The sequence below is a fragment of the Kaistella polysaccharea genome, assembly GCF_020410745.1.
GTDB lineage: Bacteria > Bacteroidota > Bacteroidia > Flavobacteriales > Weeksellaceae > Kaistella > Kaistella polysaccharea.
Genome location: NZ_CP084528.1, coordinates 1643112 through 1658756 on the forward strand (window position 1 = coordinate 1643112; position 15645 = coordinate 1658756).

Genomic DNA, 15645 nt, shown 5'->3' on the forward strand with positions numbered 1-15645 from the left:
TATAATTCAGAGAATTACAAAAATAAATTTTATTTTTAGCTGTGTAAAAATTATAAATGATCTGTAGCGTATTTTCTGTGTGCGTACATATCTTAAAAAAATTTATTATGTTATTACTAATCAATTCATATCATATTCTCAGTTTAGCATTGATTATATTTATCACTTATTTATATGCAGCTATTATTGTATATCAAGATAAAAAATCATTTTTATTTAATATATTTTTGATTATTGCTATTCCCATCATTGCACCTTCCGTAATTATTTTAATTCATCTAAAAGAAAAATGCAGATATTATTTAAGATAAGAAGTGGTGCGCAATTACCAATTTAATTTTATGTAAACATAACTTTATCCGTCTAAATTATTGAGTAAACAGTATCAACTTACTTTGATACTGTTTTTAATTTCTAAATTTTTTCTGATAACGTGCCTAATTGAATATATAGTCCTAATACATAATGTATTTACGACTTTGTTTTAATACCTATCTAAATGTTTGATTAGTAATTTTACGTCAAATAATAACTTCTCAATTTTCAATTTCTTATTTTTGCAAAGGTTTATAGACAAGAAAATTGTAAGAGACCGCCTGTAAATTTTTATGAACGCACTAAAAACACTTAATCCTTATTTCTGGAAACATAGAGTCCTTTTATTCTGGGGCTTTTTATTTATTATAGCCAGTAACTTTTTTAATATTTATAAAGTTCAATTCGTGGGGAAATCCGTGGATGAAATTTCGAATACTACCAGTTTAGGATTCAACAAACAGGTTCTAATATACGTCGCAATTATCGTTGGATCTTCCCTTCTTACGGGTTTCTTTACCTTTATGATGCGTCAGACAATTATTGTTTCCTCTCGCCGAATCGAATACGAACTCAAAAATAAAATTTACCGGCATTATCAGGAACTTTCCTTAACCGATTTTAAAAAAACGACGATTGGTGATCTGATGAACCGCCTCAGTGAGGACGTTGTTGCCGTTCGCATGTATCTTGGTCCCGGCGTTATGTACGTTGCCAACTTAATTATCTTACTCATTATTACGGCGGCTTATATGCTGAACACGAATGTTCAAATGACATTGTGGTCACTTCTCCCACTGCCCATTTTGTCTTTTGTAATTTATAAAGTAAGTTCGATTATCAACAAAAAGTCGAAAATTATGCAGAAAAGCCAGTCTGCAATTTCGACATTTGTTCAAGACAGTTTTTCAGGAATACGAGTGGTTAAATTTTTTGCCAAAGAAAGTTATATCGAAAAAAATTACGGAACTAAAGTTAAAGATTATCAGGATAAATCTCTGGATCTGGCGAAAACCGAAGCCTACTTTTTCACAATTATTCTTCTTGTTGTTGGTTTGCTGAATGTAATTATTCTCTTGGTTGGAGGACAAAAATACATGAACAACGAATTATCTGTTGGTAAAATTGCAGACTTTTTCCTTTACATCAACATCTTGATTTTCCCTTTTTCCATGGTTGGTTGGGTAACATCGGTGAATCAAAGAGCCGAAGCTTCAATGTCGAGAATTAATGAATTTCTCGATATGAAAACTGACATTATCAGTACAAGTACAGAACAATATCCAATAAAAGGAGCTATAGAATTTAGAAATGTTTCGTACGTCTATCCAAATACAGGAATTAAGGCGCTCAATAATTTGAGTTTTAAAATTGAAGCTGGTAAATCTCTAGCTATCATGGGGAAAACAGGCAGTGGCAAATCTACGATTGCACTATTGCTTTGTCGTCTTATTGATCCCACAGAAGGGGAAATTCTCGTAGACGGAAAGAATTTAAAAGAAATAAACCTAGAAAATTATAGAAATTACCTTGGTTTTATTCCACAGGAAAGTTTCCTTTTTTCAGATACTATCGAAAACAATATCGGCTTTTCCATCGATAATCCTACACATGAAAAAGTGGTTGAATTTGCTAAAAAAGCTGATGTACATAAAAATATTATTGAATTTAAGGAGCAATACAAAACTCTGGTTGGCGAACGTGGCGTGATGCTTTCCGGGGGACAAAAGCAGCGGATCTGCATTGCAAGGGCTCTAATTAAAGAACCGAGTATTCTTATTTTTGATGATTCGCTTTCTGCTTTAGATACAGAAACTGAGGAGAATATTTTGCAAAACATTGAAAATGAAATTCAAAACTGTACTTCGGTAATTATTACGCACCGTGAAAGCAGTGCAAAACGCGCCGATAAAATTTTAAATCTTACTTCAGACGAAAGTGATTCAGACCTTTAAAATATAAAATCCTTATCGATAATGCATTTATTTGGTAAATAATTAAAAATATATTTTCCAATTAAAAGAAATCTTTTATATTTGTTTTAATAAGATTTGAAAAAAAACAGATACAAATGAGTGATTACAAAGAACGCCACGAAAACGAAATTTTTACCAAGGTGTTGAAGGCAGGAAGAAGAACTTACTTCTTTGATGTGCGGGAAACGAAAGCGGGAGATTACTACCTGACCATTACCGAAAGTAAAAAAAACTTTGGCGAAAACGGGGAAGCGAGCTTTGAGAAACATAAAATTTATCTTTACAAAGAAGATTTTAAGAGTTTTGAGGAAATGTTCAAAGACTCTACCGATTTTATCATCAGCAACAAAGGCGAAGATGTAATATCAGAAAGGCACGACAAAGATTACAAAACCCGTTCTTTTACCATAGAATCCGACGAAGAAATTTAAGACTTACCTAGAAAAAAAAGCATTCATTTAAAATTGAATGCTTTTTTTTGGTAAATTTTAGGTCAAAAATAAAAAAAAACGCATTGAAAATCAATGCGTTTTAACTTGGGTGGATGATGGGTCTCGAACCCACGACCTTCGGTACCACAAACCGACGTTCTAACCAACTGAACTACAACCACCGTTTGAGAGTGCAAATATAAGATTTTTCGATATACTACAAAATTATTCCATCGAAATTTTTGAATGCCAGAAGCTTTTCTGTCGTAAATCCTTCCGCAAAATCTACTCCAGACAATCTTCCCAAATCCTGCGCGCGATAAGTTAGACTTTCCAGAAAATCTTTAGTTGCAATTGGCGTGACAGGTTCTGTAGAGTTGGGATCGTAAAACTGAGTTTTATAGGCCAAACACGCTTCAATTTTTTTATCCATAAATTCTGAAATATCCACCACAAAATCTGGCGTAATATGTTTCCACTGAATATAATGAAAAACCTGTTTCGGTCGCCACTGAATCTGCTTTTCTCCATTTAATTCAGTTTCTATTTTTACCAAACCTGAGAGAAAACACGCATCAGAAACTAATTTAGAAGCTTTCGCATGATCAGGATGTCGGTCTTCGATAGAATTGGCAAATACAATTTCAGGTTGATATTTACGAATCATTTGCACGATCTGCATTTGAAATTCTTCTGTGTTTAAAATAAAACCATCACGCATTTTTAAATTTTCACGCGCTGAAAATCCCAGAATTTTGCGGGCTTCCGCAGCTTCTTCTGCTCTTGTAATATTTGTGCCGCGCGTTCCCAGTTCACCTTGCGTAAGATCAACTACCGCTACTTTTTTTCCTTCTGCAATCATTTTTGCTAAAGTTCCACCGCAACCTAATTCAACATCGTCTGGATGAGCGCCAATGGCTAATATATCTACTTTCATCTGAACTTATTATTTCTTAAAATATTGATAAATCGTTGTTAAAAACTGACCATACGATTTTTCGAGTTTCATAATATCGCCTGATTTAAGATTAAGTCCGGCTCCTTGATTTGCATTAACAGAAAATCCTGAAAACTGAAAAAACTGCATGGGTTGATTTTCCTGAGCTGATAATTTAATGCTTGATCCTAATAACTTTCGTGTTGAAATGGTATAAATTTCACCCGGTTCTAACTGGACAAAAGTAAATGTGCGCGGATTGAAAACAATTTCTTTTTTATCAAACGCAATTGTTTGTTTTTTGTAGGGAGAGGAAATAAAATAAACCCTGTTATTTTCCTCTGGAAATTGATCTGATTTTACATAATACAAATTTAGTTTATAATGCAATGGATCAAATGCCGCAGCAGTTTCATCTATTTGTAGAAATGGTTGCCAGGAAAATGCATTGGCTCCAATTTCTTTCGCTTTTTTATAAATGAGACCAAATACTTTCGCATCGTCATCAGAAAAACCTTGGACTTCAACTTCTCCGAGATAAATTCCCGCGGTAGAATCAGGATTGATTTTGTACAAAACTTTATCGGTGTTTGTATGCGTCTGTACTACTTTGCTTAAAGTCACAATTTGCCCAAACATTAAAAATGAAAATCCGAAACTTAGGACTAAAAGGACTTTTTTCATTGGGCTGCTGTTTTCAAAATACGTACACAATTTTCGAGCGAATTTTCCCAGTGTACCAGTTCAATTTTATAAGTATTTTCGATTTTATCTAGAGCCATCGTACTTCGATGAGGCCTTTTCGCAGGCGTCGGAAATTCTTCTGTAGTAATCGCTTTTAATTTTATTTTTGAATCTGAAAATTCCGCAATTTTAGAAGCGAATTCAAACCAGTTTGTTTCTGGATAATTTGAAAAATGGAAAATACCGTAAGTCTTTGGTTCGGTTTCAATTATTTTCATGACTGCAAGCGCCAAATCATTGGCGTTAGTCGGTTGTCCAAATTGATCTGCGACAATTCCCAATTCCTCTTTTTGCGAGAAAAGATTCAACATCGTCTTCACAAAGTTTTTGTTGAATTCGGAATACAACCAGGAAGTTCGGATCACAATTGTTTTCGGATTATTTTCCAATGCAGCTTCTTCTCCTCTACGCTTAGATTCGCCGTAAACTCCTTGGGGATTGGTAAAATTATCTTCTGAATACGAGATATTTGTATCTCCGTCAAAAACATAATCTGTAGAAATATGGATTAGAACAGTGTTCGAATCTTTGCAAGCTTCTGCAATATGACCAACAGCATCCGCGTTTACTGCAAATGCTTTTTCTGCTTCTTTTTCCGCCAAATCCACCGCTGTATAAGCAGCAGCATTAATACAAAATTCTGGTTTTAAGTCATCAAATAAATCGGAGACTGCCGAACGACCTGTGATATCCAAATCTTCTGAGCCGAAAAAGTGAAAATCAAAATCGCTATCGTAATCCGATACAATCTTTCGAAAATAATTGCCAAGCTGACCGTTTCCACCTAATACTACTATTTTTTTCATGCGCGAGAGGCGTTTTTATTTTGTTTTCTAAAGTAGGAAACCCGACTTTTGAAATCCTTTTCTTCCAAATTTACCAAAAACTTCAGAAAGAGATTTTTAGTATCTTCTGGATGAACATCAGATTTTCGGGTTTTCATATTGAAATAAATTACCGAAAGCCATAAAATACTGTGAATGGTTTTTCCGTCTTCACTTTTCATTAAGATTTCTACTTTCGAAAGGCGATCTCCTACTTCGATTGTTTTGCTGGAAATGAGAACTTTTGCATTGTACCGCACTTCTTTTAAATAAGCAATTTCATTTTGTATGGTAATCCAGGTGCACCCAGTTTTACGCGTATATTCCTCGTAGGTAAAGCCGTAACCCGATTCTACATGGTCTTCCCGCGCATTGAGCATATATTCCAAATACTTTACATTATTTAAATGACCAATGGGATCGCAGTCGCTAAAGCGAACTCTTACAAGATTTGATATTTCTTTTTGCATGGTACAAAATTAAAAAAACCATCCCGGATAATTGGGATGGTTTAATAGATCATGATGATTAATTAAAGACCTAATTCTTTTTTTACTGCTGGTGTAGCATCTGGTCCACCTTTGTAGATTAATGCGCTTGCATCAATAATAAAATCGTAACCGTTTGCTTTTGCCACTTTTTCTACCGCTTTATTCAATTTATCGATAATTGGTTTTACTGCAGTGTCTCTTCTTTGTGCCAAGTCATTTTGAGCAGTTGCCTGCAATTGTTGCAAATTTTGCTGTTTTTTCTGAAGGTCAGCTTCTTTTGCTGTTCTTTGAGCTTCAGTTAATTTTGCAGCATCTGCTTGATATTGTTGAACTTCTTTCTGAAATGATTCAGCTTGTTTGTTTAATTCGTCACCTTTCGATTTACTGAAAGCGTCTAATTCAGTTGTCATTTTTTTAGTCTCAGGCATTGTAGCAAGTACTGATTCGTAGTCCATCATCGCCACTTTCTGGGCTTTTGCAACTCCTACAGCTAAAAACATCATTACTGCTGCAAATAATACACTTAATTTTTTCATAATTGGGGTTAAATTTATCGTTCTTTTTTTGTTAATTTATATTTGATACTCTTTTTGTATTCTATTTTTTCTTTTTTTCTGATGCTTTTTCCGGAGAATTTTTCAGCAGCAAATCTAAGACTTTATCGGTATAATCATACTTTTTATCGAGAAAAATTACACTGATGTTGTTGCTTTTATCAAGAACTATGCCCAAAGTATTTTTCTCTGATACTGTGCGGATTGCGTTCCAGATCTGATCCTGAAAAGGCTTGGTAAGATTAGATCGGGCGTTATTTATCTCGCCCATAGAGCCAAAGCGATTATTAATCATGGTTTTGATCTTTTTATCCAAATCATCAACTTCCTTCTGACGGAGTTTCAACTGATCTCCTATCAATAGAACTTTTTCATTTTCTAAGGCATCTTTTTTCTTGTCGAATTCACTTTGCAAGGTTTGAATTTCGCTCTGCCAGTTCGTAATTTGCTCTGTGAGTCTGGCTTCGGCATCTTTATACTGAGGCATTTTGCTTAGGATATAATTGGTATCTACGACACCTATTTTCTGCGCACTTACGGTAATGGTAAAGGCGAATAGAAAAATTAATAACTTAAACTTTCTCATCATTAATGATTTATAAAGATTGATTCATAAGGAAGTGGGTTTTCCATCCTGATGGTTCAGTACCGGAAATCGTTTTATCGAAACCGTACGCAAAATCAAATCCAATCAATCCGAAGGCGCCCATATATACTCTAATTCCGAAACCGGCAGAACGCTTCAACTGGAATGGATTATAAGATCCAAACGAATTATAAGCATTACCACCTTCAAGGAAAGATAAGGCATAAATTTTCGCGGTTTGATTCATTGAGATTGGATATCTTAATTCTAACGCAAATCTATTGTAAATTGTTGCACCACCATAAGGTGTTACATCTTCAATTGTTCCTCCGGAGGATGATGCATTTTCATAACCACGAAGCGGAACGAGTTCTCTACCGTCATATCTTCCCCCAAAAAGACCTGTACCACCGACATAAAATCTTTCAAATGGCGGCGCTCCCAATTCTTTGTTGTATCCATTAAGGAAGCCCATTTCTGCTGTACTTCTCAAAACAAGTTTTCCTGCAACGGTATTATATGAATCAGCTTTTAATTTTACTTTATAAAATTCAAGCCATTTATATTTTTCAATCGGTTCCAGATTGGTATAATCCTTATTGTTGAAAAGACTATATGGTGGCGTAAACTTCACAGATGCTTCAATATTTGAACCCATCGTGGGGAAAATAGGATCTAAACCTGCAGAGTTTCTACTTAAACCAACATTAAAACTAAAGTTTTTCGCAGATCCGTAATATTCTGTTGTGTTCCCAAACTGGAAAGGATAATTTTCAAAATCGTAACTCTGATACTGAATTCCAGTGTATAAAGAGAAATAATCATCTGGCCATCTTAAAAGTCGGTTAAGACCTGCGCTGGCTGAGAAAATATTTAATTTCTGAGTAAGACCAAATTGATCGCTGTATCTTACCAATGACTGATTTACACCAATCGAAAGAGCAGTAGGTCTTGTTCCGAACAACCAAGGCTCGGTAAAAGATATGCCGTAATTCTGGAAAAACTGTCCTGCCTGTGCCTGAATTGACAAAGTTTGTCCGTCACCTTGTGGAACTGGTTTAAAATCTTTGAATTTCAGGAAATTACGTAAAGAGAAATTATTAAAGGTAAGCCCAAGTGTTCCAATAAAAGATCCACCACCGTACCCAGCCTGAAGCTGAACTTGAGAAGAACCTTTTTCTACTAATGTCCAATGCACATCTACCGTATTATCTTGTGGATTTGGGTTGATTTGCTGACCAATTTGTTGTGGATCAAAAAACTGCATTCCAGCCAAATCAAAATAGGTTCTTTTGATATCGCTTTTCGCAAACAAACTTCCTGGTTTTGTTCTTAATGAACGTAGAATTACGTGATCGTGGGTCGTAGTATTTCCACTCCAGGTTACACGGTTCCAGGTTGCTTTTTCGCCTTCATTAATTCTAATTTCAAGATTTATAGAATCGCCTACAACTGATTTCTCAATCGGCGTAACATTGGAAAATAGGTACCCACTATTCATGTAAATAGACTTGATATCGGAATCATCTTCTTTACCACCATCTTCACCAACTTTCTTATTAAATCCTACGGCATCATAAATATCACCGGATTTATAACCCAATACTTTTTGCAGATAATCGGTTGAGAATGCCGTATTTCCTAAGAAATTTACATCTCCGATATAATATTTTTTACCTTCATTTAACTTCACATTAATCTCGTATTGATTCTGCGGATTTCTCCAAACGGAATCAGATTCGATTTTAGCATCGCGGAAACCTAACGAACGATAATAGTTAATCAGGTTGTCTTTATCGCCTTCATATTTCTCTTCAATGAATTTCGAAGGTTTCAAAATTCCTTTGATACTAAAACTTTTCTGCTTGGTATCTTTGAAGGCTTTGGTGCGCAATTTTCGGTCAGTTACGCTTTCATTTCCTTCGAATTCAATATGACTTATTTTAATTTTTTTGCCTTTATCAATATCAATCGTCCAATCTACCAAATCGGGATCGCCTGCATTTACTTTATCCTGAATGGAAATTTTAGCGTCGGCATATCCTTTTTTAATATATTCTTGAGGAATATTGGTTTTAAGGTTTGAGATTAAATTCTGTGTAATCTTTGTACCGGGCTTCAGGTTGTTATCCTTTGCAAGCTTTTCGCCTTTTGCTTTACCAATACCTTTTCCGGTGAATTTAACTTCGCCTAAATCTTTCAGATCCTGAAGATTAAACCGAAGAATTACCTGATCGCCTTCAATACTTTGAATGTAAACTTCTACCTCAGAGAAAGACTGCGTTTCCCAAAGTTTTTTAATTGCGTTGCTGATCTTTTGTCCAGGGATTTCCACGCTCTCATTTTTATTAAGACCCGTAAATCTTAAAATCTGAGCGGGAGTATATTTTTTCACGCCATCTACGACAATGTCTTTCAGGATATAGGTGCCGGCTTCGTTCTGAGCGTAGACAGGATTGTTTTCCTGAGTCTGTTCGGGGGTAATCTGACCATAGAAATGTGCAGATGCCACAAACATGATGATGGGTAGGAATTTAAACTTCATTTTTTATCTTGCTAACTTTTTTCTTTATTCAATTATTTTTCGTCCAGCTGCTCGCTGATCTTTCCGAATCTTCTCTCCTTAGATTGGTAATTATAAATACACTGGAAAAAATCTTCCACACCGAAATCTGGCCAGAGAATATCTAAAAACTGTAATTCTGCATAGGCAATTTGCCAAAGAAGAAAATTACTGATTCTAACTTCGCCGCTGGTGCGTATTAACAGATCAACTGGTGGGAAATCTTTAGTGTATAGGTGATTTTCAAAGAGTTCTTCATTAATATCGTCTTCTGTAATTTCACCATTTTTCAGCTTGTTGCCGATTTGTTTTACAGCACCTAAAATTTCTTTTTGGGAACCATAACTCAAAGCTAAAATAAGGTTTCCGCGGTCGTTATTTTTGGTGATTTCCACGAGCTGATTCATTTGGTCCTGAACCAGTTGCGGCAATTTTTCGATATCACCGATGATGTGCATGCGCAATCCTTTGCTGAATATTTCTTCCGCTTCCAAGAGAAGTGTTTCAGAAATTAAACTCATCAATGTATTCACCTCCTCATCTGGTCTGTTCCAGTTTTCGGAAGAGAAAGTGTAAAGGGTGAGGTAAGGTATATTAATTTCGTTGCAAGCGTTTACCGCATTACGAACTGCCTGAATCGCGTGTTTATGACCGAAGGTTCGCTCTTTGCCGCGTGACTTTGCCCAACGCCCATTACCATCCATAATAATGGCGACATGTTGTGGCAGGTGGTCAGGATTTATTTTTTCTTTTATGGATTCCATTATTTAATCGCAATAACAAGGTGGTCTGCCAAATGAATAACTAAGTCCTAACGTTATAGAATTAACCCAATCGTTCGAATTGGGATTTCCTATCTGTCGGTTTCTTATCATATCAGCTATTTCCAGCTCAGTAAGTGTATTATCGCCTAATTTTATATTTTTATCGTCGACTGTGCTGTAATCCACGGAGTCAGAAAAAGTTGCACGAAACATCAATTCGCCAAAAAGTGCCCAATTATAGTTGAACTTATATTTTAACCCCGCCCCAAAAGGAACTGCAAAGGAGAGTGCAGAAACATACGGCGCTTCTGAGACTTGATTATTATCGATAATCAATTGCGGTGTACTGTGAAGCATTCCGCCCACGCCTCCAAATATATAAGGACTTAGGAGACTTTTATGTTCTTCGTTTACAGGAAAGAAATTATATTCAAATACAATATCCGCCTCGTAAATCGAATTGCTGCCATCAAGATATCGGTTTCGTCTGTATAATTCTTTTGCATGCGCATCGGAAAACTGAATATGACTGTAACCCAAATTCAATCGCACCGATTGATAAGGATTAAAGTTCCTCCGGTACAAAATACCAGCATAAAAGGGAATGCCGAGCTCACGGTAGTTTCCGATAGGTTTTTGCAGTATATAGTTGGTTCTACCGATATCGCCAACCAGATTACTCATGCCCAGCTGAACACCTATTTCATGCCGCTGTCCCTTTAGGGAAAACGAAATAAAAAAGACAGCGATAAAAAAGTAAGTAATTTTCTTTTGCATGAAAATTGGGACAACAGAATTTATAAATAAGCTGCAAATATAAAACATTTTTAGCTGAATGAAATTCTTAATATTTAGTTAAATAACCTCAAAAAAGCATAATTTTTAGATACTAAAACGTTTAATTCTTCAATTTATGATGAATCGATTGAAAGTCTTTCAATCATTTTAATATTCTACTTTTTGCCAAGAATGTTTCTAATCTTATTGCGTATTTTGATTATTGTAGGTTCCTCGTAGGTAGCGTCTTCTTCAAAGTAACCATAACCGTAGCCATAGCCATATCCGTAACCGTAACCTTGCTTACCACCTTGATAATCATTGTAAACCAATCCAAGATTATGCACTTCGTTATCATGATACTTTTCGGTAATCATTTTCAGCATATGCTTTTCTGTATATTCATGGCGCACCACATAAATGCTTGCATCAGCATATTTCATCAATTCGTATGCATCAGCGACCAAACCAACTGGTGGTGAATCGATAATGATAAAGTCATAGTGATTCCGCAGCTCTTTAATAAAATTAATGCTTTTCTCGCTCATCAAAAGCTCCGAAGGATTTGGTGGAATTGGACCGGAAGTCGCAACGTGTAGATTAGGAATGGAAGTTTGATTGATGATTTTATCCATCTCAACTTCACCCGTTAAATAATTCGAAATTCCGAATTTATTATTGATTTTAAAGTCGCCGAAAATTTTCGGCTTCCGTAGATCCATGCCCAAAAGAATCGTTTTTTTACCGCTCAATCCTAACACTGAAGCAATATTAATAGAAACATAGGTTTTTCCTTCGCCACCAATAGACGAAGTAAGAAGAATAACTTTCGATGTATTATCTTCTTTATGTAAAAAACGCAGATTTGCTCGAATTCCTCTAAACGCCTCTGAAATAGAAGATCTTGGTTGCTCTAAAACCGTTAAGTTATTATCGTGCGAATTTCGGCCAATTACACCCAATAATGGAATTTTCGTAACCTGAAGTAATTCCTTGATGTTACGGATTCGGCTATCTAAAAGTTGCCCGATTGCAAGCAAAAGTAGCGGTAAAAGTAAAAGCCCACCAATGATGATGTATTTTGCTTTCGCGATATCAGGTGCAATCGGTGGCTGACCTAAATTTTTAGCTGGATCAATTACGGTAATGTCCGATTTATTCGTAGCTACTCTAATTTGAGTCTCATTTTGTTTGGTAAGCAAGGTATTGTAGGTGGCTTCAATCATATTGTAACCACGTTCAGCATCTAAATATTTTCTCTCTTTTGCCGGATAAGAAGCGAGGTCAGAACTTACTTGAGCAAGTTGCCTATCAATTTTTGCAATCTCGCTGAGATAGGTGTTGTAATAATTGCTTAATGAACCATTAGAACTGGTGCGTGCCTCATTAATTAAGCGATTAATTTCGCGCATCGGTTCTGAATTTGGAGTATAAATCAGGGCGAGCTCACGACGTTTTGCATATAAGTTTTTCAATTCTGCCACTGTTGCATCAAACACACCGTCTTGTACGCCAGCTGTACTCATGTTAATCAAACGGTCTAAATTCTGCGACGCCAGGGAATTTTTGATACTGTTAAGTGAATTGATTCGTGTAATGATCTCTGCCTTTTTTGCATCTAGTGCTTTAATTTCATCCAGTGATTTTTCATCCCTGTTTTCTACGTCATAAAGTCCTTCAGTAACCTTCATGTGATTAAGGACTGTTGCGCTCGAATCTAGCTTTTTGCGGATGTCATTTAAATTTTCAATCAAATACTTTTCTGTGTTTTTGTCAACGGTATTTCGGTCGATAAGTCTTTTTTTCTGTAATTCATCCACAGAGGTATTTAGGAAATTAACCGTTCCATTTAAGTTATACCCTTTTTTAGTAATGATCATTATTGAATTGATCTCTTTATCAAAGTCAACATTAATCGTATTAAAGAGATTGTTTACAGTCGCATTTACAGTCGATAAATTAACAATGATATTTTCAAAAATAATTGGACTTGGCTGTTCATTTTTAATTAAACGGAACCGGAGATTGGGCGAAACGTACCATTCATTTAAAGAAATAACTTTATTTTCAGGTCTTTTAAATGATGAAGTAGGTCGAAAGCTCTCTGTTTCGTAGGAATAAAGATTGGTTGATTCGCCTTCCTTGGGCAAAACCACTTCATACCGATTACTTCCTTTTGGGATTAAAGTAATTGGATAATCGACTTGTTGCGGATAAGTTTTGTCAATTTCAAAAAAAACGGGAGAATCATATTTATCCAAGTAAGTCTGCTTGATGAGACCTTTTGTTGAGTAATTGATGTAAAGATCCAGCTGCTGCACCAGATATTCATTGTGCGATCTGGAAAGCAACATTTTTTTCAGGTAAATTCCATCTTGATTTCCGTTTTGTCCCCAAATGAAATTAATGGACTGGTTTGGCGTAAAATAGCTGGCTGTATTATTTGAAACACTTAGCGATAAATTAGAAGCGTAAATTCTTTGCGCATAATATTTACTGTACACCCAGGAAATTGCATAACCTAATGCAATCATCAGAACAAACCAGTACCAATTTCGTAGAATCCTGCGAATGTAGTGTTCCACATCGAAGATGGCGAAAGACCCAATTTTATTTTGATCTTTCGCTGACTGCGCGGTATTTTCTCTTTCAGGAATCATCTTACAGTCTCGTTAAAATTAGGTATATGGACATGGCAGTCGTTATTACAGATACGCCAGTGGTCAGGGTTTGGATAGGATCTTTACCAAAACCATTTAAATTCTTGGAACGGGTATTTAAAAATATTTCATCCCCATTTTGAACCCAGTAATATGGCGAATTCATAACATCTTCACGGGTAAGATCAACTCTTGCAATTTTAATTCCTTCCGGAAGTTTGCGGTGAATTACAATATTGGTGCGATCAATCGTACGGTTTAAACCGCCGTTAATGGCCAACGCTTCCGTTAAAGTTAGGGTATTTTTATGTGCTTTTTTCTCGCCACTTATTTCAATTGATTCTACATCACCCAGAATATAATAGGTAATCCCATCGGTATTTAGTCTTACTTCTGATTTTCCTTCTACAAAATTCTCATCAACCTTGGTTTGAATTTCCTGTGTTATTTCTTCTAAAGTTCGGCCTTCTGCCTTGATATAGCCAATCCCAAATATATTGATATCACCTTTCGAGTCGACTTTTAATCCATTAAAATAAAAATTAATATTTCCTCCTCCGGCGTCTGTTTGTCGGTTTGAAACAGCCATATTACTTGATGATTGCGCACTGTTGTTTCCTGTACCATCACTCACTGTTGCATTTAAACTGGAATAAAATTGCGCAGCGTCACCTTTTGGGGTCGTCACGATATTCAAGTTCAGCATATCGTTTTTAGTAATCCGGTAAACGGGAATATTGTAGGGAACCAAACCCTCTTCATTAATAACCAAACTTTCGTTGGGTTGCATGTATCGTACATCTTTCGAGGAAATGCAAGATTGAACAAGATAGGTAAGAACGAGTATAAAAGAGAGTTTAAATATTTTCATCAGCGTAAAGTGTTTGCAAAAATAACAAATTAATTAGTTTTTCGTCTGCTTAAGAGAATTAACGTAGGAATATACGCTCCGATGAAGCCTAAACTTACGACGATAAGCATTAAAATATTTACATTAATGTGCCTGAAATAATACGCCACGCCAACCACAAATAAGTAATAAATTAATATATAAGCAGATGATCTGCGGTGCGTTAATCCCAAATCTAAGAGTTTATGATGGATGTGATTCTTATCTGCTACAAAAATAGACTGTTTATTTCTAATTCTTATGAGTATGACATTCAGCGTATCAACAATTGGTAAAATGAGAATCGCCACCGTAACTGCAGGTGCCGTTTGCAAATAATACCGTGGTACTTCCGGGAGTTCTTTGTCGATGAAAATATCAATAAAACAAATGGCAGTAAACGCCAGAAGAAAACCTAAAATCATCGATCCGGTATCACCCATGAACACTTTATTATTACGGTAATGAGATAAATTATAATACAGAAACCCAACAACTGAGCCGATAATCACACCAGATAAGACGACCAGTGGATAATTAAATTCGCCCAATCGGAAATAGCTAATTCCAAATAAAGCACTGCATATCACAGAATATCCGCCAGAAAGACCATCAATCCCATCAATTAAATTAAAAGCATTTATCAACAAAATAAAGGTAAGCATGCTAAAAATAACACTTACGGTGTAGCTCAGTTCATAAATTGCAAATACACCAAAAAAACTTCTGATTCTTACATCTGATCCCAAAACCATTAAACCTGTTACGACAATCTGTGCAAGAAGTTTTTTATAGGCCCGCATTACAACGATGTCATCCATCACACCAATGTATAGAAGAATGACCAAAGATGCGAAGAGAAATTTATAAAGTTCGAAGAGTTCAAAAGCGAAAATAGAGGCGCAAACTGCAAGCGAATAAAACATAGCAATTCCACCTAAATTAGGGATTTTACGCAGGTGTGAACTGCGTGTGCCTGGTTCGTCCATCAGGTTTTTCCGACGGGAAATTTTCACAACCGTTGGAATCGTAAAAAATGTAAGCAGAAATGAAAAGATAATCCCCAACACCAATTTTGCGGCGAAGAGAGAAATCCCGAAGTTTTCTAGAGCGTCCTTTATTATTTCATTCATG

Annotated in this window: 14 protein-coding genes and 1 tRNA gene; 2 read left to right on the top strand and 13 right to left on the bottom strand. The window is 35.7% G+C overall.

Annotated elements, in window-relative coordinates; translation table 11 throughout:
• The first annotated feature begins 608 nt into the window (after positions 1–608).
• Together LC814_RS07665 and LC814_RS07670 are read left to right on the top strand one after the other, a co-directional pair.
• On the top strand, positions 609–2270 hold the full coding sequence (locus tag LC814_RS07665; protein WP_226063353.1) for an ABC transporter ATP-binding protein: 1662 nt from the start codon (positions 609–611) through the stop codon (positions 2268–2270).
• Between the two features lie 116 nt (positions 2271–2386).
• Positions 2387–2722 (top strand): DUF3276 family protein, encoded by a 336-nt coding sequence (locus tag LC814_RS07670; RefSeq protein ID WP_226063354.1) that lies wholly within the window; start codon positions 2387–2389, stop codon positions 2720–2722.
• A 108-nt stretch (positions 2723–2830) separates the two neighbouring features.
• Here the strand turns inward: LC814_RS07670 and LC814_RS07675 are convergent.
• From LC814_RS07675 to LC814_RS07735, 13 genes are all read right to left on the bottom strand, one after another.
• A tRNA-His gene (locus tag LC814_RS07675) sits at positions 2831–2904 on the bottom strand.
• A gap of 35 nt (positions 2905–2939) precedes the next feature.
• A complete protein-coding gene (gene bshB1, locus LC814_RS07680) occupies positions 2940–3659 on the bottom strand; it encodes a bacillithiol biosynthesis deacetylase BshB1 (RefSeq protein ID WP_226063355.1) in 720 nt (239 codons plus the stop codon).
• Between the two features lie 9 nt (positions 3660–3668).
• On the bottom strand, positions 3669–4343 hold the full coding sequence (locus LC814_RS07685) for a hypothetical protein (RefSeq protein ID WP_226063356.1): 675 nt from the start codon (positions 4341–4343) through the stop codon (positions 3669–3671).
• Positions 4340–5209, bottom strand: a complete 870-nt coding sequence (rfbD, locus tag LC814_RS07690; RefSeq protein ID WP_226063357.1) for a dTDP-4-dehydrorhamnose reductase — start codon at positions 5207–5209, stop codon at positions 4340–4342. The genes LC814_RS07685 and rfbD overlap by 4 nt, the downstream gene beginning before the upstream one ends.
• Positions 5206–5697, bottom strand: a complete 492-nt coding sequence (locus LC814_RS07695; RefSeq protein WP_226063358.1) for an acyl-CoA thioesterase — start codon at positions 5695–5697, stop codon at positions 5206–5208. The genes rfbD and LC814_RS07695 overlap by 4 nt, the downstream gene beginning before the upstream one ends.
• Positions 5698–5759: 62 nt before the next feature.
• The gene (locus LC814_RS07700; protein WP_226063359.1) at positions 5760–6254 is read right to left on the bottom strand and encodes an OmpH/Skp family outer membrane protein; all 495 of its coding nucleotides are present in this window, start codon (positions 6252–6254) and stop codon (positions 5760–5762) included.
• 61 nt (positions 6255–6315) lie between these two features.
• Entirely contained in the window at positions 6316–6861 is a 546-nt protein-coding gene (locus LC814_RS07705) for an OmpH/Skp family outer membrane protein (RefSeq protein WP_226063360.1), read from the bottom strand.
• A gap of 7 nt (positions 6862–6868) precedes the next feature.
• Positions 6869–9403, bottom strand: coding sequence for a BamA/OMP85 family outer membrane protein (locus tag LC814_RS07710; RefSeq protein WP_226063361.1), 2535 nt, complete (start codon positions 9401–9403; stop codon positions 6869–6871).
• Between the two features lie 32 nt (positions 9404–9435).
• Positions 9436–10185, bottom strand: coding sequence for an undecaprenyl pyrophosphate synthase (uppS, locus tag LC814_RS07715; protein WP_226063362.1), 750 nt, complete (start codon positions 10183–10185; stop codon positions 9436–9438).
• Positions 10186–10188: 3 nt separating this feature from the next.
• Entirely contained in the window at positions 10189–10962 is a 774-nt protein-coding gene (gene porG / locus LC814_RS07720) for a type IX secretion system protein PorG (RefSeq protein WP_226063363.1), read from the bottom strand.
• Positions 10963–11138: 176 nt separating this feature from the next.
• Positions 11139–13622, bottom strand: a complete 2484-nt coding sequence (locus tag LC814_RS07725; protein WP_226063364.1) for an exopolysaccharide transport family protein — start codon at positions 13620–13622, stop codon at positions 11139–11141.
• 1 nt (position 13623) lies between these two features.
• Entirely contained in the window at positions 13624–14493 is an 870-nt protein-coding gene (locus LC814_RS07730) for a polysaccharide biosynthesis/export family protein (RefSeq protein WP_226063365.1), read from the bottom strand.
• A gap of 29 nt (positions 14494–14522) precedes the next feature.
• Positions 14523–15644 (bottom strand): glycosyltransferase family 4 protein, encoded by a 1122-nt coding sequence (locus LC814_RS07735; protein WP_226063366.1) that lies wholly within the window; start codon positions 15642–15644, stop codon positions 14523–14525.
• Position 15645: the final 1 nt, after the last annotated feature.